The organism is Pedobacter roseus (genome assembly GCF_014395225.1).
Taxonomy (GTDB): Bacteria; Bacteroidota; Bacteroidia; order Sphingobacteriales; family Sphingobacteriaceae; genus Pedobacter; species Pedobacter roseus.
This window is the reverse complement of record NZ_CP060723.1, coordinates 3,895,236-3,916,446: the sequence shown is the minus strand read 5'-3', so window position 1 is coordinate 3,916,446 and position 21,211 is coordinate 3,895,236. Positions and strand designations below refer to the sequence as shown.

Annotated in this window: 15 protein-coding genes; 3 read left to right on the top strand and 12 right to left on the bottom strand. The window is 38.0% G+C overall.

The window, feature by feature from the left end; translation table 11 throughout:
* Window positions 1-444: 444 nt before the first annotated feature.
* Both H9L23_RS16005 and H9L23_RS16000 read right to left on the bottom strand, forming a co-directional pair.
* On the bottom strand, window positions 445-1,974 hold the full coding sequence (locus tag H9L23_RS16005) for a DUF4394 domain-containing protein (RefSeq protein WP_187591349.1): 1,530 nt from the start codon (window positions 1,972-1,974) through the stop codon (window positions 445-447).
* A 50-nt stretch (window positions 1,975-2,024) separates the two neighbouring features.
* Window positions 2,025-2,342: a hypothetical protein gene (locus H9L23_RS16000; protein ID WP_187591348.1), complete on the bottom strand. Its 318-nt coding sequence runs from the start codon at window positions 2,340-2,342 to the stop codon at window positions 2,025-2,027.
* A 281-nt stretch (window positions 2,343-2,623) separates the two neighbouring features.
* Between H9L23_RS16000 and H9L23_RS15995 the strand changes: the two genes are divergently transcribed.
* From H9L23_RS15995 to H9L23_RS15985, 3 genes are all read left to right on the top strand, one after another.
* Entirely contained in the window at window positions 2,624-3,091 is a 468-nt protein-coding gene (locus H9L23_RS15995) for a BLUF domain-containing protein (protein ID WP_187591347.1), read from the top strand.
* Between the two features lie 1,020 nt (window positions 3,092-4,111).
* Window positions 4,112-6,664 carry an ATP-dependent Clp protease ATP-binding subunit gene (locus H9L23_RS15990; protein ID WP_187591346.1) on the top strand — a complete coding sequence of 851 codons (2,553 nt, stop codon included), beginning with the start codon at window positions 4,112-4,114 and terminating at the stop codon, window positions 6,662-6,664.
* A 156-nt stretch (window positions 6,665-6,820) separates the two neighbouring features.
* Entirely contained in the window at window positions 6,821-7,333 is a 513-nt protein-coding gene (locus tag H9L23_RS15985) for a CAP domain-containing protein (protein WP_187591345.1), read from the top strand.
* A gap of 137 nt (window positions 7,334-7,470) precedes the next feature.
* On the opposite strand, the gene H9L23_RS15980 is transcribed toward H9L23_RS15985, so the two are convergent.
* From H9L23_RS15980 to coaBC, 10 genes are all read right to left on the bottom strand, one after another.
* Window positions 7,471-8,343 (bottom strand): ATP-grasp domain-containing protein, encoded by an 873-nt coding sequence (locus H9L23_RS15980; RefSeq protein ID WP_187591344.1) that lies wholly within the window; start codon window positions 8,341-8,343, stop codon window positions 7,471-7,473.
* Window positions 8,344-8,512: 169 nt separating this feature from the next.
* Window positions 8,513-9,580 carry a PA0069 family radical SAM protein gene (locus H9L23_RS15975; RefSeq protein WP_187591343.1) on the bottom strand — a complete coding sequence of 356 codons (1,068 nt, stop codon included), beginning with the start codon at window positions 9,578-9,580 and terminating at the stop codon, window positions 8,513-8,515.
* 92 nt (window positions 9,581-9,672) lie between these two features.
* On the bottom strand, window positions 9,673-10,911 hold the full coding sequence (locus H9L23_RS15970) for a carboxypeptidase-like regulatory domain-containing protein (RefSeq protein WP_187591342.1): 1,239 nt from the start codon (window positions 10,909-10,911) through the stop codon (window positions 9,673-9,675).
* Between the two features lie 531 nt (window positions 10,912-11,442).
* Entirely contained in the window at window positions 11,443-12,681 is a 1,239-nt protein-coding gene (locus H9L23_RS15965) for a carboxypeptidase-like regulatory domain-containing protein (protein WP_187591341.1), read from the bottom strand.
* A 126-nt stretch (window positions 12,682-12,807) separates the two neighbouring features.
* A complete protein-coding gene (gene recN, locus H9L23_RS15960) occupies window positions 12,808-14,460 on the bottom strand; it encodes a DNA repair protein RecN (RefSeq protein WP_187591340.1) in 1,653 nt (550 codons plus the stop codon).
* Window positions 14,461-14,549: 89 nt separating this feature from the next.
* A complete protein-coding gene (locus tag H9L23_RS15955; protein ID WP_187591339.1) occupies window positions 14,550-15,878 on the bottom strand; it encodes an alpha/beta fold hydrolase in 1,329 nt (442 codons plus the stop codon).
* Window positions 15,879-15,996: 118 nt separating this feature from the next.
* On the bottom strand, window positions 15,997-18,096 hold the full coding sequence (locus tag H9L23_RS15950) for a M56 family metallopeptidase (protein ID WP_187591338.1): 2,100 nt from the start codon (window positions 18,094-18,096) through the stop codon (window positions 15,997-15,999).
* A gap of 94 nt (window positions 18,097-18,190) precedes the next feature.
* Window positions 18,191-18,562 carry a BlaI/MecI/CopY family transcriptional regulator gene (locus H9L23_RS15945; RefSeq protein WP_025145620.1) on the bottom strand — a complete coding sequence of 124 codons (372 nt, stop codon included), beginning with the start codon at window positions 18,560-18,562 and terminating at the stop codon, window positions 18,191-18,193.
* 551 nt (window positions 18,563-19,113) lie between these two features.
* Window positions 19,114-20,007: a type IX secretion system protein PorD gene (gene porD / locus H9L23_RS15940; protein ID WP_187591337.1), complete on the bottom strand. Its 894-nt coding sequence runs from the start codon at window positions 20,005-20,007 to the stop codon at window positions 19,114-19,116.
* A complete protein-coding gene (gene coaBC / locus H9L23_RS15935; RefSeq protein WP_187595505.1) occupies window positions 20,004-21,200 on the bottom strand; it encodes a bifunctional phosphopantothenoylcysteine decarboxylase/phosphopantothenate--cysteine ligase CoaBC in 1,197 nt (398 codons plus the stop codon). The genes porD and coaBC overlap by 4 nt, the downstream gene beginning before the upstream one ends.
* Between the last annotated feature and the right edge of the window lie 11 nt (window positions 21,201-21,211).

Genomic DNA, 21,211 nt, shown 5'->3' with positions numbered 1-21,211 from the left:
AATAAGTTCGAAACCGAGCTTATTAAGTACCAGCGAGGGTGAAATAAGTTCGAAACCGAGCTTATTTAGTACCAACGAGGGTGAAATAAGTTCGAAACCGGACTTATTAAGTACCAACGAGGGTGAAATAAGTATAAAAAACAGGACAATTAAAGAGCTGTCTGGTAAGCGGTGTCATTGATTTCCTCAAATCAGAAGATAAATACATCAATTTTGATCGTCAGTTAACCGGTTTGGATAAATAATTAAACCATTCTAATCCTGTTTTAATGTAATTATCATCATTTGCTCATAAAGTGAATCAGAACATAGCGCTATTTACTAAAGTTTTACTTTTACCAAAGCGGATTAATTCTTAGTAGAAACCGTAAACATTAGTTAAAGCAAAAGCCTTTCAGGATTGAAAGGCTTTTGCTTTTTATAAATGAATGGGAGCTGGGTAGCTTAAAAACCTAAGCCCAGTGTAAAACCACGTACGGCTGTACTAATGGTAGCGCCTGCGGTGGCTGCGCCTGTAGTTAAATTTACACTATATAATTTTTGCACACCACCTACTGTAAATATACCATAAGCCAGGCCACTGGTACCGCCAATATCAAAACCACTGTTCGCTTCAATATTAACCCCTAACGCACCTACGTCAACCAATGTTCCTGCATTTGGTGGATCTTGTTTATATAAACGGTCTGTTGTAGAATCTACGTCGAACAATACGGTTGAAGTTGCACCAGTAAAATTGTTTGTATACGCAGCACCGGAAATTGTTGCTGTACCCAGCGAAATAGGGGTGTCTACAACCAGGGTAGCATCAGTTGGTACTATCCTGAAATTTTGCCCGTTGTTACCTACTATTCTAATCCTGTCTGCCACTGGATTAAAATCAAATCCGATTTGTGTGGCTGTTAATAAAGTAGCTAAAGGTCCGGTTCCAACCATTACGGCAGCACCTGAAGAAGCGTTAATGGTATAAACTCTACTGGTGCTTCCAACGGCATAAAGTTGTCCGTTTACCGGGCGGAAATCGATACCTAAAATGCTTTCTCCTGCCTGTATACCTGTAATGGCTTTAAGAACCAATGCAGGTGATGCAGCCACTGGATTGAAGATCACCAATTCATTATTATTCGATACGGCATAAGCAACAGGTTCGGTAGGGATAGCAAGCCCGGTAATCTGTTGGTCTACATTACTTATTTTAGCTGCTTTTCCCGAATTTAAATCAATGGCATATAAACCAGATTTACCCCCAACAGTTAATGCCGCTAATGCTGCGGTGCCATCAGGGTTAATATCGAAGCCGCCAATCTCTTCCGCATCAAAACCAAGACTTCCAACCTCAACCAGTTTTCCGTCATTTGGCGGATCTTGTTTATGCAGTTTATCATTTGCAATATCGATATCAAAAAGGACGGTGGTACTTGCCCCGGCTTTATTTTGAGTATAGGCAACCGATGCTACTTTAGCGTTGGTTACGCCATTTATGGTGCCATCGGTAGCAGCTACAGTTCCTGTTTCAGGGTTTAAACGCAGGTTTTGGCCTGATGAAGTAACCAGGCGGATGCGATCTACTGTAGGATTAAAATCAAAACCTACCGAAGTTCCGCTAAGGGCAGGCGTAAATGGAGCCGCCGAGATAGACCTCGCAGTTCCGGTTTTTGGATCAATTACATATAAACGGCTGGTGCTGCCTATGCCATAAAGTTGACCAGTAGCAGGACGAAAATCGATTCCTAAAATGGTTTCTCCGGCCTGCAGACCCGAAATTGTTACCTGTGAGGTGATTGAATTCGGATTTTTTGCATTGATCAATAATAATTTGCTATCCGCTGTAAGCGCATAAAAATTAACATCAGGGCCAGGAGTAAGGGTTTCTTGTTCCGGATCGTTATTTCTGTCTTTCTTACATGCAGAAAATAGAATAGGGGTCATAATAGCCAATAGGGCCACTATGATTAAATGTTTAGTTTTAATCATGTAGTTTAATGTTTAATTAAGAAAATTGTGAATTTTAGGCTTCGATAGCCTTATTTAGGAGGGTACTCTAAGGTTTTTAGGGTGCAATTAAGGAGTTGATAATTACCAGCAAACAATTTAGTTTTAGTGCTGGCTATGCTCATAAAATCAATGTTTGTTAAACCATGCACAATGAGGTCTTCCAATTTCATTTTTTCTTCCATCTGCTCATCATTCTCACCACTATCCGGTTTTTCTGATTTGCCCATGTTTTCTTTAACTATCACCTGAGAAGATTTCTGGCTGGCAATGGCTGATACCGCAATTCTTCCCGCAAAAGCGATGATGAGAATGAATATGATTAAAAGTCTTTGAGTAAGAGACGCCATCTGCCTGATCCGGTTTTATGGATTTGATTACATATACGGCAAGAAAGCACATTCAGATTTTTATACCGAATAATTTACGGTGTTTTTATTTGGTTATGATCATTGACAGTTTAAAATATGTTTAGTATGATTATTAAATTTTGCTGCGGTGTATCAATATTTTGCGTAATCAGATGTTAATTTTAATTGGCTGTTAATGTGTTGCTTCCAATAAAATAATAGCATATTAGTCAGCTTTTTTATCAAAAACATTAATTGATAATTATTATATTAATAGCCTTATGGAACCAGACAATAAAAATATAACACCAATATTCTATTTAATTTACAGCAGTGTAGAAAGTAAGGCCTTTGATGCAGAAATGATCAAGGTTTTACTTAATCAAAGCAGGGATTTTAACCAACAAAATGGTATTAGCGGGATCTTATTACATGTGAAAGGTCAGCCCATTACCAAAAGTAAAGGCAGATTTATGCAGTTGTTAGAAGGTGACGAAAGGACTGTGCGTAAGCTTTATAAAAAAATAATGACTGATAGCCGGCATGAGTCGGTTGTTTTGCTACAGATCGGAAAGTATGATCAATGCATTTTTAGCGGTTGGAGCATGGGTTTTGAAGATTCGGACGATGAAACTTTTCAATCCGTATCGGGCCACTTTAATTTAAACGAAATCATGGAGTATTGTAATCAAACAGCCCCGTCTGATATACCATTACAGTTTTTGAGCAGTTTTTATAATGGCGCTTAGGGTGTGGCGCAAAACGTTAAGCGCAATCGATCTCATTTCAAAATTAAGAAGTTAATAATGTTAAGGTTTTCATCGCGAATCCGATTCCATCATCCATTTTCCATCTTCCATTTTTTTCCATCTTTCTCTTAATGTCCTTAACTTCTTAATGGTGATAAATCTTTAGCCAATTATTCATTTTTATTCTAACATTAAAGCAGTTAAGAAAATTAAGGCTCATCACGAATCCGATTCCCTCATCCATTTTCCATCTTTTTCTTAATGTCCTTAACTTCTTAATGGTGATAAATCTTTAGCCAATTATTTATTTTTATTATAACATTAAGCAGTTAAGAAAATTAAGGCTCATCGCGAATCCGAGTCCATCATCCATTTTACATTTTCCATCTTTTTCTTAATGCCCTTAACTTCTTAATGGTGATAAATCTTTAGCCAATTATTTATTTTTATTATAACATTAAGCAGTTAAAAAAATTAAGTCTCATCGCGAATCCGAGTCCATCATCCATATTACATCTTCCATCTTTTTCTTCCTCCATCTTATTGAAGCAATTACCATCGTTTTTATAAAACAAAAACAACCTATCAACAGTTATTTTCGTACTGATAATATGGTATTCAGTAATAGATATTCATTATTATTGATAATTGTCTGGTTAAATTGTTAAATGATGTCACGTTCTTTTTGTTTTTCTGTCAAAACTTGTAAATTGCCTTTACAAAAAGCAACAAATTGTCAGTTGATCGAATCGAAAAAATCCTTACAATAAACCGACAAAATGATATTTAGAAGGGAGATCACATAAAAAATCCCCTTTTAAAACCTATAAAACAGTTATTACGTAGATAGATATATATTTATCAAAACGATATTCATACCGTATTTTTTAGGTTGGGGGATATGTTTACTGCCTTTTATCCACCCGTATGGCGCAATTGTTGATAAAATAAACAAAATGGTACAGTCGCTTTTTATAAATTATTTTATAGTTTAGGGACGTAGCTGTTAAGAAAGGTATTATGGAAGCAAAATTTTCACCACAGGTTAAAGATGTAATCTCTTTTAGTAGGGAGGAAGCGCTCCGCTTAGGGCATGATTACATCGGAACCGAGCATTTATTATTGGGCCTCATCCGCGAAGGGGATGGCATGGCTATAAAAATTTTACGATCGTTAGGGGTTGATACCGGTAAATTGCGCCGCTCAATTGAAGATGCCGTTCGCGGTACTTCGAGTGTTACAGTAAACTTAGGCAATATTCCATTAACAAAACAGGCAGAAAAAGTTTTAAAAATCACTTATTTAGAAGCTAAAATATTTAAAAGCGATTTAATCGGCACCGAACATTTGTTGTTATCGGTTTTGAGAGATGATGATAACATCGCCTCACAGATCTTATTACAATATGGTGTTACTTATGATGTTTTTAAACAGGAGGTTGAAGTGAATAAAAATGGTTTCAGAGATGATATCTCAAACAGCGCTTCTACAGGAGGCGATGACGATTATCGTGAAGAAGAAAGCTTTAGTACACCTAAAAAGGTTTCAGATATAAAATCTAAAACTCCGGTTTTAGATAATTTCGGTCGTGATTTAACCAAGGCTGCAGAAGAAGGTCGTTTAGACCCTATTGTAGGCCGCGAGAAAGAAATTGAGCGTGTATCGCAGATTTTATCCCGCAGAAAAAAGAATAACCCGATTTTAATCGGAGAGCCAGGTGTTGGTAAATCGGCAATTGCTGAAGGTTTGGCCTTACGCATTGTACAACGTAAAGTTTCGCGTGTGCTGTTTGGCAAACGTGTAGTTACGTTAGATTTAGCATCGCTTGTGGCTGGTACAAAATACCGTGGCCAGTTCGAAGAGCGTATGAAAGCCGTGATGAACGAGCTTGAAAAATCTACAGACGTAATTTTGTTCATTGATGAGATCCATACCATTGTTGGTGCGGGTGGCGCATCAGGTTCGTTAGACGCCTCAAACATGTTCAAACCTGCTTTGGCAAGGGGCGAAATTCAATGTATCGGTGCAACAACTTTAGATGAATACCGTCAGTACATTGAGAAAGATGGCGCTTTAGACCGTCGTTTCCAGAAAGTGATGGTTGAGCCTGCTACACCGGATGAAACTGTAGAGATTTTAACCCGTATTAAAGATAAGTATGAAGAACACCACGGTGTAACTTATACCGACGAAGCTATTTTAGCATGCGTTACTTTAACATCGCGTTACATTTCTGACCGTTTCTTACCAGATAAAGCGATTGATGCTTTAGACGAGGCAGGATCTCGTGTTCACCTGACCAATATCCATGTTCCACAGAACATTATCGATATAGAGGCGAAAATCGAAGATATCAAATTAGAGAAAAACAAAGTTGTACGTAGCCAGAAATATGAAGAAGCTGCAAAACTTCGCGATACAGAGAAAAATTTAATTGAAGAATTAGATAAAGCTAAAGCAGAGTGGGAAGCTGAAACCAAAACCAAACGTTACGAAGTATCAGAAGATAACGTAGCAGAGGTAGTTTCGATGATGACTGGTATCCCGGTACAACGTGTTGGACAAACAGACAGTGCAAAACTGTTGAATATGTACGATAAAGTAGCCGAGAAAATTATCGGTCAGGATGATGCGATCAAAAAATTAACGAAAGCCATCCAACGTACAAGAGCTGGATTAAAAGATCCTAAAAAACCAATCGGTTCATTTATTTTCTTAGGTCCAACCGGAGTAGGTAAAACAGAATTGGCAAAAGAACTGGCCCGTTTCATGTTCGATAGCGACGATTCATTGATCCAGATCGACATGAGTGAATACATGGAGAAATTCGCGGTATCACGTTTAGTGGGAGCGCCTCCGGGATACGTAGGTTACGAAGAAGGTGGGCAGTTAACTGAAAAAGTAAGAAGAAAACCTTATGCGGTAATCTTACTGGATGAGATTGAAAAAGCTCACCCTGATGTATTTAATATTTTATTACAGGTATTGGATGAAGGACAGTTAACCGATAGTTTAGGACGTAAAGTTGATTTTAGAAATACGATCATCATCATGACTTCAAACATTGGTGCCCGTCAGCTAAAAGATTTTGGTCAGGGTGTTGGTTTTTCTACTTCAGCAAAAACAAACCAGGCCGATTCTCACAGCCGTGGTGTAATCGAAAGTGCTTTAAAACGTGCTTTTGCACCTGAGTTCTTAAACCGTGTTGATGATGTAGTGGTATTTAACAGCCTAGGTAAAGAAGAAATCTTTAGGATTATCGATATCGAGTTAAAAGCATTATTCGGTCGGGTTCATACTCTTGGTTATGAAATCGCATTAACTGAAAATGCTAAAGAATACATTGCAGATAAAGGTTTCGATAGTAATTTTGGTGCACGCCCTTTAAAAAGAGCGATCCAGAAATATTTAGAAGATCCAATTGCTGAAGAGATCCTTAAAGGTGAATTAACCGAAGGAGATGTTTTAGAAATTGATTACGATAAAACTACCGAGCTGATTTCGATCAACCACAAAAAAGGTGAGAAGAAAAAAGAAGAGCCGAAACAAGAAGAAGATTCTTCAAGTAAATAAATAAGAAACTCCCGATGAAAATCGGGAGTTTTTTGTTTTAGCGATTAATTAATTAGCATTAAAATTTGTAGTTGTTTTTGGAGTACGAAAAAGATGGATGGAAATTATTTTTTTTAAAGAAAATCATTGTACCTTTCCTTAAACTATCCCCTATTAATGAAATTTATTACCATCCCATTGGCATGCATAGCACTATGCTGTGCTTTATCCTGTAAAAAAGGAGCTGACGCTACACCAGCAACAACTGATCCCCTGGTACTTTCTACCGCAACCAATATCAATAACGACGCCTTACTAAAATTGGTGAACGATACCCGTTTGGCAGGTTGCAATTGTGGTACAACTGTTATGCCCCCGGTTGGAGCCTTAACCTGGAATATCAATTTGGGTGCTGCTGCCATTAGCCATGGTAAGTATGTTGCATCTATAGCAACACTTACTCATATTTCTGCCAATGGTGAAAGCGCAGGTGCCCGTGTAAAAGCTACCGGTTACAACTGGACATCAGTGGGAGAGAATGTAGCCTTTGGACAAACCACGGAAGCACAGGTTTTTAACGATTGGATTAAGAGTGAAGAGCATTGCAAAAATATCATGACTGCCTCTTTTAAAGAAATGGGCGCGGCGAAAACCGATAAATATTGGGTGCAGGTTTTTGCAGCGAAATAAAATAAATCCTGGCAATCGTCATCCCGACTTTGTTTACCATTAACAGATCCTAAAAAGATGCGTCATTCCTACGCAGGTGGGAATCTTAATGCGCTTTAAGATTCCCGCATTCGCGAGAATGACGAAGATGCTAAACCTTAAATCAACCCCGTTAAAGCTTTATAATACTTCTCATAATTTTGAGGATCTGTATTTAAGAACAAAAATGGCTCTATCAATTCCAGCTCCATTAATAAAAATTCTCCTTTTACAAAAGTACCGTCAACCCTCGCATAGAGACAGTTTTTAGCGAATGAGTTAACATATTGTTGGGCCATTGCAATTAATTCGGCATCGGGATATTGTGGGTGAACAGTACCACCGTGCGCCGGCTGAACCCTGAAATCGCCAGGTTTGGCCTGTTTAATCAACGAATGACTGTAAATGCCGTTAAAGAAAATGAAAGACCATTCTCCACTTTCCAGGATTTCTGGTAAAAATGGTTGAATAATAAAGTCTTCGTTTTGGATGAGCTGATCTAGTTTTTGGTTTACTTCTTCAACATTTTCTGCTGTTACTTTGAAAGTATTTTTGGCGCCACCACTAATACAGGGCTTCACAATTAATTTATTAGTGTTAAATTTTTCAAAGAAGTGTTTAAGCGTTACATTTTCCTGCTTATTGATAAAGGCGCTGGGTATAATTTTTAAGCCGGCAGCTTCAATCTCCTGTAGATATTTTTTATTTGAGTTCCACCTTACTACCTCAATAGGGTTAAGCAATTTCACTTTTTTAGCTTCTAAAAGGTCGAGCCAGGCATAAAAATCTTCAATGAGGTCAAAATAATCCCATGGCGATTTTAAAATGGCATGTGAATAATTTTCCCAATTTACATTTTGATCATTCCAGATGATTTTTTCAATATTTAATCCTTTATCTTTTAAAAAATGTAAAAGTTTATCATCTTCACTTTCTACGGTAGTGGTATCGTAAGCACCTTTGTCAAGGTAGGTTATTAATGCAATATTCATAAGGCTAAAACTAAGTTTAATCGAGGTGGATTACAAATTTGGATAAGAATCTAATATTATGATTGTTCTGGTGTGGATTACAAATCAATAGCTCTGATCTCCCGATAACAAGTCGCCGCCAACTAATTGGATAAGGGTCCTGAGCGCTGGGGATTTTTCTCCCCGAATTTTAAAACAGACTCACCTGGTTACTGGGAATTTTGAACAAAGTGTGATCTAAAATAATGTCTTTTACATTTAAGCCGTTTAAGCGGCAGTGTAGTCTGAAGTTATCCCTGATCATCTGAGAAATATTGCCATCACCGCGCATTCGGTCGCCAAAACGGCTGTCATTTACATTACCTCCATGGCAACTCTGAATCGAATGCCAGACTTTATCAAAGCGATCGGGGAAATTTTTTCTAAGCCAATCTTCAAATATTTGGCCAATGGCTCCGTTTAACCGTACTACGGTATAACCCGCTTTAATAGCACCGGCATTGGCTACGGCTTTTAAAATTTTTGGAATTTCATGGTCGCTTAGGCCAGGTACGAGTGGTGCAACCATTACGCCCATGGGTATGCCGGCTTTACTCAATTCCTCTACCACCTTTAAGCGCTGTTTGGCAGTGGTGGTACGCGGCTCCATTACCTGGCGCATGTCTTCATTTAAACTATTGATGGAAACATAAACCATACAGAGGTTTAATTTAGCCATTTCCTGTAAAATGTCCTGATCGCGGAGGATTAAAGAGTTTTTGGTAATCATACCGATGGGCTGTTTATAAGCCAGCGCGATTTCGAGTAGTTGACGGGTGAGTTTAAATTTCCTTTCGGCTGGTTGATAGCAGTCAGTATTGCCCGAGAGTGAAATGGTCGTAGCATCCCAACCTTTTTTCTCCAAAAATTTTTTAAAAAGTTCAGGTGCGTCTTTTTTTACAATGATTTTTCTTTCAAATTCGATACCTGCACTGTAGCCCCAATATTGGTGAGAGTTGCGGGCATAACAATAAGTACAGCCATGTTCGCAGCCCTGATAGGGATTAAGCGAATAGGCCATTCCCACATCCGGACTATCAACCTTATTTACGATGGTTTTTGAATTTTCGAAAATAAAGGAAGTTTTGCGGTCGCTTTCTTCCCAATCGTCTATCCCTTCGTTATGTTCTTTGATGTAAACATCTTTTAAAAACTTATTGTGTGGATTAACCTGAGCGCCCCGTCCTTTAAAATACTGTTTTTCTTCTTCGCCAATCATAAATTAAAATTACTAATATTTTTAGTAATTTTAAGTGTCAGGAAAAGTTACTTTTCAACAATTTTAGTTTAAATCACATCTTCCTGCATCCATTATTCCTTCTTTGGTAGCGGTATATAATCCATTGGCACCATATCGGCCACTTTTTCGTAAGCCCAATAACCTTCGAATAGTAGCGAACGTGAGTCATAAATACCACCATTCTCGTAAAAACGGACACCTTCGCCGGTTAAATTGGCAACAGAGATTTCATTTTCGGGGACATCTAAAGGCCTGAAAATCCAGAAGCCGGTTTTAGAGTAAGCCAGCGATTCTTTCTCTTTGGTATATTGGATCAGCAAGGCATCGGTATAACTGATGTATTTTAAATTCTGGTTAAAGTAGTGTACTAAAGTATCCGTAAGCACATCCGCTCTCGAAAATTTATCGATGGTTTTTGGCATTTCCTGTTGCTTGGTCCAAAAGGAAAATAAAGCTGTATCTATTTTTCCTTTAGTTTGCCTGATGCCGGTTTTTTCGGGTACGGCTTTAATCTTTTCTAAATTGGTATTGATGATGTATTGTGGATAACGGTTTGGGTTGGGGATTTTGATCATTTTATTAATGATAAAACCTTCTTCCTTTGTTTTATTGGCATAAAGTGAACGGAAAAAATGTTGCGAAGAACCATAATAGGCCACTTCACGGGCGGCAATGTATTTTTTCTTTTTAGCTGCCGAAGCTTTTAACTCTTCAAAAAACGGGTGACCAGAGTAATAGATAATATGGGTTCTCGAATTGTATTCAAAATGATCGAGCATGTATTTAAGGCGGTAGCCCAGAGCTTTGTTTTCGACCACCAAAAATTCGGTCGTAGAAACCGTTAATGTACTTTTGGTTATATCATAATCTACATTTAAAACCTGCGGATTTAAGATTTTGCATTGTGTTGCATTTGGCGTTTTGCCGATAAAAAATTCTTTAAACTGGTTAATGTATTTTTGCCGGTTAGGATCGGCCCTGATCACCACCTCATCAAGCTGTGCAACGTTTTCTTTTAAAACCAATTCTACCTGTACCGATTTATCAGAAATGATTACACTTTTAGAGTAGGGGAGGTAGCCAACCAGTTGCACAAGGATATCGTAACTGCCGGGTTTTAGGTTGGAAAGTTTAAACCGTCCGTCGTTATCGGCAACGGTTGCAATTTTATAACCACTTAAATAAATGCTTGCGCCAGGTAAACCATCTTTTTGATCCCGAACCAGACCACTAATTGAGAAAGTATTTTGAGCATTGACATTAGTACCCAGAATGATTAGCATAAGGGCTACTAAAAGGCTTTTAATCATAGAGACGAATGTAATTAAAAGGCTCAATATTTATTAAAAACGCAAAAGATTTTTAACAAATTTAACATTTGATGGTAAACGTTATTTTGTCCTTCAAGTTATCGTCATTGCTGCCGACCTCTCTAGAGGACTCTTTCAATGGTAACACAGCGAACGATATTTGAAGAAAATTAATTAAAAAGTAAGCTCCCTTTCGATTTGGAAACGGACAGTCAGTTTTCCATGGCTATAGCAGCCCCGCCATCGCTTGTAGTCCTCGTTACGCTGCGCTTCACTGTGGGCTGCCCGCTCTGTCAGGTTTATTTACAAAGGTAGGTGCTGCATAGTTTTAAAACCCTCAATAGTATGACCAGCCTTGCCAGCTAAACCCGACCGCAGTGTAAAACCCACAGCCCGAAGCATAAGGGCGAGGATTTGTAATGAAGGGCGGGACTGTTTGAACCGAAGAGAACTGCATTTGCTTTTCAAAAAAATATTAAAAAAACTGTGCGCTATAACATGCTATACTTCTTTGGACCGTATTGAATTTTTTTAATTTTTCCCTTCTACATTGGCTGGCGGCAAATAATCCATCGGTACACTATCGGCAATTTTTTCCCAGCCCCAGTAACCTGCATAAAGCATAGAACGCGGGTTGTAAATAGAGCCGTTTTCGTAAAAATATACCGGAACAACCTGTAATGAGATGGTCGAAATCTGGTAATCGGGCATATCTAAGGGTCTGGCAATAGACAGGCCGATCCGGTTGGCATAAGTAGGATCTTCCCTTTCTTTGGTGTAAATCACATAAAGTTGATCAGTAAAGTTGAAACTTTTAATACTTTGATTCTCTACATGCACCAGCGTATCCTGCGTTACCGGAGCGCGGCTTAAAATAGAAATTCCCCCTGGCAGGTTTTTCTTTTGTATCCAATAGCTTAATGAATCTCCCATGGTAATGGTTAACGGCCTGGTTAAACCTGTTTGTACTTTTGTTAAACGTTTAATGTTGGCGTTAATCATACTGTCAGAGGGTTTATCCGGATTTGATTTTGTCATCAGTTTATTAATGATAAAGCCCTCTTCGGTGGCGCGATGGTGATAAATGGATCTAAAAAAATGCTGTGGTGATCCCTGATAAGCGGTAATTCTTTTTTGGTCCCAGATTTTCTTCCGCCGTGCTGATCCTTTTAAATCTTCATAATACGGAAAACCTTCATAATAGATGATTCTTGTTTTGCTATCGTATTCAAAATTATTCAGCAGGTATTTAATGCGGTATCCAAGCGCCTTGTTTTCTACAATTAGAAATTCGGTGGTTTTTACCGTGAGTTTATGTTCCTCTTTATCATAATCGATAATTAATACGTTAGGATTGATGAGCTTACATTGTTCTGCATTGGGGGTGGTGCCAATAAAATAGCCCTTAAACATGGCAATATAATGTTCCCTGTTCGGATCGGGTTTAATGGTTACTTCGGCCAATTGGGTGATGCTTTCTTCGAGGGTAAAATCTAGTTTTACAGCTTTATCAGCAAGCACTACGTTTTTATTTAAAGCTTTGTAGCCAATTAATTGTACTAAAATGTCGTAGTTTCCTGGTTTTAAGGGAAGGGCATATTTGCCATTATTATCTGTTACTGTAGCAATTTTATAACCGCTTACATATACGCCAGCTCCGGGTAAAGCCTCGCCATGTTTATCTTTAACCATGCCCGAAAGGACATAACTTTGCTGGGCCAAACAAAATTTACCAATAAATAATAGCAATATAAGTAATAAGGATTTCATTATATAAATATAAACTAATTTATTAGTTTATTAAAAGTGCAAAAGAAATATTACTTAACAGTAATTTCAATAAAACCCGAAATAGTCTGTGAGGATACAGACCATGTGGGGCATTAGGATGATAAATTAACCCAATAATTCTTTCGCATTTTCAATCGCCGACGCGCCCGGGTTTTTGCCACTTAACATTTCGGCAATTACACCAATGCGTTCTTCCTGTTTAAGTTTGCGGATTCCGGTAGTGGTTTTCCCTTTATCCTCATTTTTATGTACAAAGTAGTGTGATGTTCCTTTGGCGGCAATCTGTGGCAGGTGTGTAATCGAAATTACCTGCATATTCTTGCCCAGGTCTGCAATTACCTCCCCAACTTTTAAAGCCGTTTCGCCCGAAATTCCGGTATCAATCTCATCAAAAATAATGGTTGGTAAGGATGTATGTTTAGCCAGCAGGGCTTTTATAGCAAGCATTAAACGCGATAATTCTCCACCTGATGCTACTTTATTTACAGGGGCAGGGGCCTGACCGGCATTTGCTGTAAAAAGCAGGTTAATTTCGTCCAACCCATCTTTATTCAGTTCAAGTAATGCTTTTTGATCAAGTACCAGTTTGGCATTAAGCATACCCACCTTTTTCAGTGTAGAACTGGTTTGCTCTTCTACCACCTTGATTGCTTTTTTACGGTTAGCGCTTAATTGACCGGCTTGTTTAAATAATTCTTTTTTAAGCTGATCGATTTCCAGCTGTAATTTTTCGATGTGCTCATCAGAGGTCAATAGCTTATTCAGGTTTTCTTCCAGTTGTTTTTGAAACGCTAACAGTTCTGTATTATTGGCAAGCCTGTGTTTTTGTTGAAGTGAATAAAACAGATCTAACCTTTGGTTTACAATTTCCAAACGATCGGCACTGTGCAAAGTATTTTCTTCTATTGCAGAAACCTCATCGGTGATGTCTTTTATTTCAATGATCGATGAGCGTAAACGTTCGTAAAGTACATTAATTGCCGGATCGAATTTTTCTATACCCTGTAACTGTAACGAAGCCTCTTTTAAAATCTGAAGGGCCGAAGGTTCGCTTTCGTTAATTAATCCTGAAGCGGTAAGTAACGCCCGTTTAATGGTTTCGGCGTATGTTAAGCGCTCCAGTTCTTGTTCCAGTTCTTCCTGTTCGCCTTCCTGTAATTTTGCCTGCTCGAGTTCATTAAACAAAAATTGTTCGTAATCCTGTTTATTACGGGCTTCGTCGGCTTCGGCGGTTAATTTTTTTAACAAGGAAGTATCCTGTTTAAGTTTTTTAAATCCGCTACGGTAATTAAGTAGGAGAGGCTGATGATTGGCTAATGAATCAACAATCAATAATTGAAAATCGGCATCATTAATTTCCTGTGTGGCATGCTGCGAATGGATATCGATCAGTTTTTCGCCGATCTGTTTCAGGATAGATAGATTAACAGGCGTATCGTTAATAAACGATCTGGTTTTGCCATCGATGGATATTTCCCGGCGTAAAAGGCTTTCGTTCGAAAAATCCAGGTCATTTTCTTCAAAAAGTTCTTTCAGGTTTTCATCTCCCAATACAAAACTGCCCTCAATAACACATTTTTTATCCTGGTTAAAAAAGTATTTGCTTTCTGCCCGCTGACCTAAGATTAGCGATAATGCACCCAATATGATGGATTTACCGGCACCGGTTTCACCTGTAATGATATTTAAGCCTTTATCAAATTCGATATCAAGACTATCAATTAATGCGTAATTACGAATAGAAAGTTTTTGTAGCATGCTTAGCAAAAATATTAAAATTTATTCAACAGGCCAGTACAAAACAAAAACAGCGGAGAATAAATCCTTTTGCTGACAAAGATTTAGTATCAATTTTTTGTTTCGGGTTCTTTTAAAAAATCGATTACAGTTTTATTAAAAAGAGATGCATTTTCTTCGGGTACCATGTGGGTTTCTTTTTTAAAAATAATCAGCTTTGAATTTTTGATATTATCTGCAATAAGCTTGGTATGTTCAGCTCTAATCACATCCCGTTCTCCTGCCAACACCAGCGTTTTCGAAGCAATTTTGTGTAACTCTTCAACCTTAATGTTGGGTTCTGTAGATAACATCGAAAGCAATCTTATCATTTGCTTTGATTCTGCATCATTTTTTTGCTGAAGCATTTTTAAATCTTTTTTTAATCGATTTAGCATGCTTTTTTCAACTGCATTTTCTGTTGGATTTAGATTTGCACCCATTACAATCAACTTTCCAACATATTCAGGATATTTAATTGCCATAATCAATCCTGTATTTCCTCCATCACTCCACCCTAAAATATTTACTTTTTTAAGGTTTAGTGAATCTAAAAGAATCTTCATGTCAGAAGCAAAAATATCGTAACTTAATTTAGAGGAATCATTATCGATGCTCTTACCATGTGCTCGGGTATCAACGGCAATAACATGATAATGCTTGGCTAATTCGGGTATTTGTTTGTTAAAATCTACAATAGACTGGCCATTACCGTGCAGCAACAATAAAGGTTCGCCAGTACCGTAAGTTTCGTAGTAGATTTTTATGCCATTGATATTGCTATATCTTCCTACACGTTTGTTGTTTCCGTAGTTGGTTTTCAGAATGACAGAAGCTTTTGTTGTTTTAATCAGTAACGCTTTTCCTCCAATTGAATCTGTTCTATTCCGCAAGCCTATAGTAGTGCCGGCCGGTATATTTGCATTGGTTCGGAAACCTTTTAATGGATCATTTCCATTATTTTCAAAGTCTGCGTTTTTTATAGGAAACTCTTCCCAGTCTCCACTTTCGGTTTTGATTTCGAATTTTAAATTATCTACGAAAAAATTTCCATTACCTTCAAAATTGGCATAGAGCCAAATTTCCTTAGCTTTTGGATTTATTTTACTGCTGATTTTTAAAGAATGCCACAAGGTATCTTTAGTCACATCTTTCGCTAAGTTGTTATCAAGCCATTCATCATCGTTAATAACCTGCCTTGTTTGGATGAAAATTTTTTTAAGCGAGTCTGTTTCGGTCGACTTTAATTCCAAAGAATATCGAAAATCCCTGCCAGCAAATTTTTCGATTTTTAAAATAATACCAAAATTATAAGCGTTGGAAACCACTTTTGTTTGGGCAAAAGTAGTTAAACTGAGTATGGTTAAAAGGGTAATGATGTTAAACTTAATGGAGCGCATAATAAAGTAATTTTTAAACCCTGGCGAAGGTACAAATTAATTTAAGTCGAAATTTATCAAACAAAAACAGCGGAGAATAATCTCCGCTGCTTCTTAATCTGTTTGGCTGTGTGTTGTTTTATTTTATTGAAATGTTGATGGTATTGTTATTGGCAATAGTTAGGTTGCCATTTTGTACAAAGCTTTTTACCGCGAGTTGATCTGCATTTTTAAAATCAGCTTTTTTGTATGTTACTACTGCATTCTCAATTTTTAATGTTTTAGCAGGGTCTGAAAAATTTTTATTGTTGTAAAGCATTACAGCAGGACTGATCTGTGAGCTTTTGTTACCGCTTTCAACTTTTTCTTTTTTCTCTTTCTTCTCCATTTTCTCTTTCAGTTCCTTCACCTCGATATCGAATTTTTCTTTCAGCTTTTTGTATTCCTCAGTTTGCTTTACTTTGTTGTTGTTGTCGAAATAAAATACAGCACCATCCGGGCCAGTAACGGTATGTCTGTTTCCTTTAAATATTGAATCAGACTGTAATTGTGTTAAACCAGATAAATGAGCCATATCTCCGGATTTCAAAGCTTGTATCCTGATGTTATCCAATTGAGCCCTAAACTCTGGCGTGTTGATTTTCGCAGCCATATCTTCGCCCATTTTCCTCCATTTTGCCTGCGCCTCTGGTGAACCGAATTCTTTGGCCATGTCTTCACCCATTTTTTTCCACTTTGCCTGTGCCTCTGGTGAGTTCATTTTTTTATTCATCTCTTCACCGAACTTTTTCCATTTGGCTTGTGCCTCTGGGGAGTTGTATTGTTTGGCTACATCCTCACCAAACTTTTTCCATTTTGCTTGCGCCTCTGGCGAATTGTATTGTTTGGCCATGTCTTCACCGAATTTTTTCCATTTAGCCTGGGCTTCTGGTGAATTATACTCTTTAAAAATTTTATTGCGAACCAACGAATCGTTAAATCTAAATTTAAATGAGCTATCGGCATGGATGCGATAAATGCCCTTATCAGCAAAAAGCTCGTCTCTGTAAAAATCTTTTCTTAAGCTATCAGGCATTTCTTTTACTGAGTTGTATTCTGTTTTCTTGCCGTTTGCATCAATGGTAACAATTTTGATTTTACGTTTTTTGGTGGTATCGGTACAGATCAGGTGGCTTATGGTTCCGTTGGCAGACCGTACGCTAAAAATCTCTTGTTTAGGTTGTTTTTTACTTTCTTTTTTCTTTTCGGTTGGATTAATCCAGGCAATAGAAAACAAGCAGGCTACACCCAAAGTTAGGGCTGCCATTTGCTGTTTGGCGTTTAAATAATTTGTTTTCATGTTGGTTATTCTCTTAATGCGTTGATACAAATTTTGGGTCTTGCCTGTGGCAGCTAATGCATAAGCCGGACTGGTTTTATCTTTCAGGAGTTCGAGTTTAAGCAGGGCATGAGCATAGTTCAATGGTTTTCCGGTAATTTTCAAAACCAGGTCATCACAGGCATGCTCACGTTCAATGTGTATAAACCTACCGGCCATCCAAACAAATGGATTATAGAATAATAAGGTTTCGATTGCGGTTTTGATCAGGTTCAGTAGGAAATCGTTTCTTCTGATGTGTGATAGTTCGTGGATTAAAATCGCTTCTACCTGATCGTTATCCAATTGGTTCACCAGGGCCAGCGGAAACAGTACCACTGGTTTTAAGTAACCGATAACCAAAGGCACATTAACAATAGAAGATAAATGGAATTTAATGGCTTTTTTGATTTTAAGCTGAGCAGTAACCTGTTCGAAAATAGCTTTCCAGCTATCGGGAATGGCGCTTAAACTTTCTTTTTTCAGTTTAGATAGCTGACCATAACCCTTAACAATAACAAATAACTGTAGCAGAATACCAATAATATAAAATAGAATAACGATAGGGAAGTACTGCTCTGCTTTGCTGCTAAAACTTTGAGGAAGGTTATTGAAATATTGATAAACCTGTATGTTTTGTGGGTTAATGGGAGCTACCTGACTGCTCATACTCTGCAGCAACTGATTGATGAAATTGTAGGCAAAGCCGGCAAACATTAAAATAATGGCACCAAAAGCCAGGTTGTGCTTATGTTTTGCTGGTAATTTAGGTATGCTTAGCATGATGATGAACAGGACGCCATAAATTAGGGCACTTTGCCAAAGCGAATTTAAAATGCTCCATCCAAATGCTTTGATAAACTGTTGTAATAAAGTTTCCATAACGGTGGTTTTAATTTTTTATGCCGGGATAAACCGAAAATGTTAATGTTTATTAGGGACCCAAACCCTACACTTTTCAACCCTCACCTTAACCTTACTTAAGGCTATCTAAATATTTTTTGATTTCATCAATCTCATCCGCACTGGCACTGTGGTTACCTAAAGCCTGCATCACCAATCTGGCAGCCGATCCGTTAAATACATTATCGATCATTTTGGTTACCAATTGCTTTTCAGTTTTATCCTGGCTCACCAATGCTTTATAGATATGTGTTTTTTGGTTGGTATCTCTTTCTACCATTCCTTTCTCATGCAAAATCTGCATCAGCTTTAACGTAGTGGTATAACCCGAGTCTTTTTTATTCAATGCTTCATGCACTTCTCTTACCGTTGCATTCCCCTTTTGCCAAAGCACCTGGAGGATTTCCATTTCACCTTCTGTTGGTTTGATGTTGTGATTGCTCATGTTTTACAGTTGTACGAATTATTTCGTAATCAAATGTACGAAGATATTCGTAATAACAAAATATTTTAACAAATTTTTAACTTTTAGTGGTTAATTGTTGAAATTGGTTAACTGTTTAATTGTAGTATAAGACGCAGGGAATGGAAAAATGTTGCATCTAAGAAAAGGAATAATATTGGGTTAACTGTATAAACTGGTTAATCGGTTAACTGTGATATAGAATGTTGTTATAGGGAAGTGCTGCATAAGAAAAAGGTTAATTGTGATAAGGTATGCGGGGGAGGGGAAGTGCTGCACGTTTATTAGGCTTTAGAAAGGAACCCCCCCTAAGAAAAACTGACTTGAATTGTTAAACCTGATTGACGTGGATACCGGCCTGTGTGTAAGGCCTGCAGGCGTATGAACAAAAGCAGGACTTGCTTTTAATTGAAACACTGTTGCTGCTTTTCTAAAAAATGTCTGCAAGCAAAAATTGGCTAGCTTAGCGTATGGCGTTAGGCGTATTGCGGGTCGATTAACCGATTTAAACAATTAACCGCTTAACCAACAAACTAATTCTTCTTCAGCCCCTCATACCTGCCAATATTCGCCGGATCAATTTCTGCCAGCATATTATAGGCTTTCATGCGTTCCTGTCCGTTTAGTTTAGAAAGGACATTGGTTACCTCTTCCGCTTTCGACGCGAAATAAACATTCGGAAAAATAGAACCTAGTTTTTGTTTGTCCATTTGCTGAAGAGCAGGTAGTGCAGCTACAATCTGGGTTAAACCTTTATCGTTATCCGTAAGCTGATCCAATCCGTTTAGGTGGTAGCTATAGATGAAATTGCGCAGTTCGCTAAATATTGGGTTCAGTACATTTTCGTTAAACCAAAAACGGTTGCGTAAACCATCAGCAGCTTTCCAGCCTGTATTGCCCGATGCCTGTGCTAAATTGATAATGTTCTGTGCTTTTTTATAAAAAGGTGTTCCGCCCATTTTGCTAAAGCTATCCTTATCCATTCCGATAATGGTATAAGCATAGTAGGTGAGGAGGGCACTGATATTCGAAATGTAGTTCTGATCAGAAAAATCGATTGTAGAACCATCAAGATAACTAAAATCAAAATTTTTATCACTCATGTTTAACAGTGTACTGTTGTAAGAACTGTTAAAAACCGGGCGACTGCTTTGAATCTGTGCTTCGGCAGTGTAACCAGAGCCGCCATCCCACGAATTGATGGTGATGACAAAACTGCATTCAATGCGTTCCTGTGGTTTGTAACTTTCGTTGCTGAATTTATTATTGTTTAAAAAATCGCGGATGGTTTTTTGAAGAGCATCTAAAGTTGGCTTACTGATGTTCGAAACCTGTGGGGCCAGCAAAGTTACCCTTGCATTTAGTTCCTGTGCCTGTACTTTTCCGTAACCAACCAATAACAATATCCAAAAAATCTTTTTTATCATTTCGCAATTTTTAAAATGGCAGCACAAATATCTTTAGCCACGTCGCTTTTCGATTTCATCTCGAATACGGTACGTTCCAAAGCTTTGTTAAAAATAGTAATTTTATTGGTATCTGATTTAAAACCTGCACCCTTATCATTTAAAGAATTTAAAACAACCAGGTCAAGGTTTTTCTTCTCCAGTTTGCCTTTTGCGTAATTCTCTTCATCATTGGTTTCTAAGGCAAAGCCCACCAGAATTTGATTCGTTTTTTTAGCTCTCCCCAAAGAGGCGAGGATATCGGTTGTTTTTTCCAGTTCCAGAACCAGGTCGCTGTCTTGTTTTTTAATCTTTTGGGTGGCAACCTGTTTAGGCCGATAATCGGCCACAGCGGCACACATTACGGTAATATCAGTTTCAGCAAATATAGAATTACAGGCCTCGAACATTTCCTGCGCACTTACTACATCAATCCTTTTTAAATTTTGTGCAGCTTTTTGTGCAGTGGGTCCGGCAATTAAAGTAACATCAGCACCCAGTTTGGCCAATTCATCTGCCAGGGCAAAACCCATTTTACCTGAAGAGTGGTTGCCAATAAAACGTACAGGATCTATAGCCTCGTAAGTAGGACCGGCAGTTACCATTACCTTCTTTCCAAATAAAGGTGAAGCTTTTTTAATGGCATTATCCATGAAAGCTACAATTTCTTCAGGTTCAGCCATTCGGCCTTCGCCCCAAAGTCCGCTGGCCAGTTCGCCATTGGCAGGAGCAATAACCGTATTCCCGAAACTGATAATACGTTCAATATTACTTTGGGTAGTTTCATGTTTCCACATATCCAAATCCATGGCGGGCGCAACATACACCGGACATTTGGCCGAAAGGTAAACCGCAGTTAGTAAATTATCGCAGATTCCGGTTGCCAGTTTAGCCAAAGTATTGGCACTTATCGGAGCAATAATAATGAGATCGGCCCATAAGCCCAGCTCTACATGGTTACTCCATACGCCTGTTTCTTCTTCGAAATATTGCGTATAAACCGGGTTTTTAGAAAGCGTAGCAAGGGTAAGTGGTGTAATGAAATTAGCACCATCAGTGGTAAGAATAACCTTTACGTTTGCGCCAGCTTTAACGAGCAGCCGAACCAAAAATGCCGACTTATATGCTGCGATGCTACCGCAAACGCCAAGGATTATATTTTTATTTTTGAGCATAGCGTGTAGGG